Source organism: Spongiactinospora sp. TRM90649 (assembly GCF_029382225.1).
Taxonomy (GTDB): Bacteria; Actinomycetota; Actinomycetes; order Streptosporangiales; family Streptosporangiaceae; genus Spongiactinospora.
Genome location: NZ_JARLTC010000088.1, coordinates 1 through 1,795, shown reverse-complemented (window position 1 = coordinate 1,795; position 1,795 = coordinate 1). Strand labels below are relative to the sequence as shown.

Below are 1,795 nucleotides of genomic sequence, written 5' to 3'. Positions count from 1 at the left end.
CGGGCGGCGACCGCGTCGAAGGCGTCGGCGAAGGCCGGGAAGGTCTCGTAGAGTTCGCGGCCCATTCCGGCGCGCTGCGAACCCTGGCCGGTGAACAGGAACGCCGGCCGTCCCTCGCCCACCACGCCACGGATCACGTTCGACCGGGACTCGCCCGACTCCACGGCGGACGTCCCGGCCAGGAACCCCTCGCGGTCCGACGCCAGCACCACCGCGCGGTATTCGAGGGCGGCGCGGGTGGTCGCCAGCGCGTGCCCGGCGTCGAGCGGGTCCAGGTCCGGGCCGGCCTCGACCAGCTCACGCAGGTCGCGGGCGCGGGCGCGCAGGGCGGCCTCGGTCCGGGCGGCCAGCAGCCAGGGCACGACCGCCGGGCCGTGCGGTTCCGCCTCGGGCCGAGGCTCGGGCTCAGGGGCCTGCTCGATGATCGTGTGCGCGTTGGTGCCGCTGATGCCGAAGGAGGACACCGCCGCGCGGCGCGGACGGTCCGTGTGCGGCCAGGGCCGCGCCTCGGTGGCCAGCCGGACGGCTCCGGCCGTCCAGTCCACGTGCGTGGACGGCTCGTCCACGTGCAGGGTCATCGGCACCGTGCCGTGCCGGATGGCCTGCACCATCTTGATCACGCCCGCGACGCCGGAGGCGGCCTGGGTGTGCCCGATGTTGGACTTGATCGAACCGAGCAGCAGCGGCTCCTCCCGGTCGCGGCCGTAGGTGGCGAGCACGGCCTGCGCCTCGATCGGGTCGCCGAGCACGGTGCCGGTGCCGTGGCCCTCGACCACGTCCACCTCGGCCGGGTCCAGCCGGGCGTTGGCGAGCGCCTGCCGGATCACCCGCTGCTGCGAAGGCCCGTTCGGGGCCGTGAGGCCGTTGGAAGCGCCGTCCTGGTTGACGGCCGAGCCGCGCACCACGGCCAGCACGTCACGCCCGTCGCGCAGCGCGTCGGAGAGCCGCTGCACGGCGAGCACCGCGACACCCTCCGACCAGCCGGTGCCGTCGGCGGCGTCGGCGAACGCCTTGCAGCGCCCGTCGTCCGCGAGCCCGCCCTGCCGGGCGAACTCCGCGAACCCCGCCGGAGAGGTCATCACCGTCACACCGCCCGCGAGAGCCAGTTCGCACTCGCCGTTCCTGAGCGCCTGGGCGGCCAGGTGCAGCGCCACCAGCGAGGACGAGCAGGCCGTGTCCACGGTGAGCGCGGGCCCCTGAAGGCCGAGCGCGTAGGCGACTCTGCCGGAGATGACGCTGTTGGCGGTGCCGGTCAGCAGGTGCCCGTGGGCCTCCTCCGGAACCAGGCCACCGGCCGCGTACTGCGAGTTGGAGGCTCCGACGAAGACCCCGGCCCGGCTGCCGCTCAGCGACAGCGGGTCGATCCCGGCCCGCTCCAGGACCTCCCAGCAGGCTTCGAGGAGCAACCGCTGCTGCGGGTCCATCGCGGTCGCCTCGCGCGGCGAGATGCCGAACAGGCCCGCGTCGAAGTTCGTCGCGTCGTGCACGAACCCGCCGAGGCGCGCGTAGTCGGCGCCGTCGTCCAGGGCCCAGCCCCGGTCCGTGGGGAACTCGCCGATCCCCTCGCGGCCCGTGACGACCAGGTCCCACAGGTCTTCGGGGGAGGCGACGCCGCCGGGCAGGCGGCAGCTCATCCCGACGATCGCGATGGGTTCGTCGGTCGCGTCCCCCGCCACGAGCGGGGCGGCGGTGTCGTCGTCGGCGCCCGAGATCAGGTGCAGCAGGTGCCCGGTCACGGCGTCGGCGGTCGGGTAGTCGAAGGCCAGCGTGGCCGGCAGCGCCAGCCCGGTGACCT

At 74.9% G+C, this 1,795-nt stretch carries 1 pseudogene; it reads right to left on the bottom strand.

Annotated elements, in window-relative coordinates:
- Positions 1-1,658: pseudogene (locus P3X83_RS43085) on the bottom strand (type I polyketide synthase); the annotation flags it as partial.
- Positions 1,659-1,795: the final 137 nt, after the last annotated feature.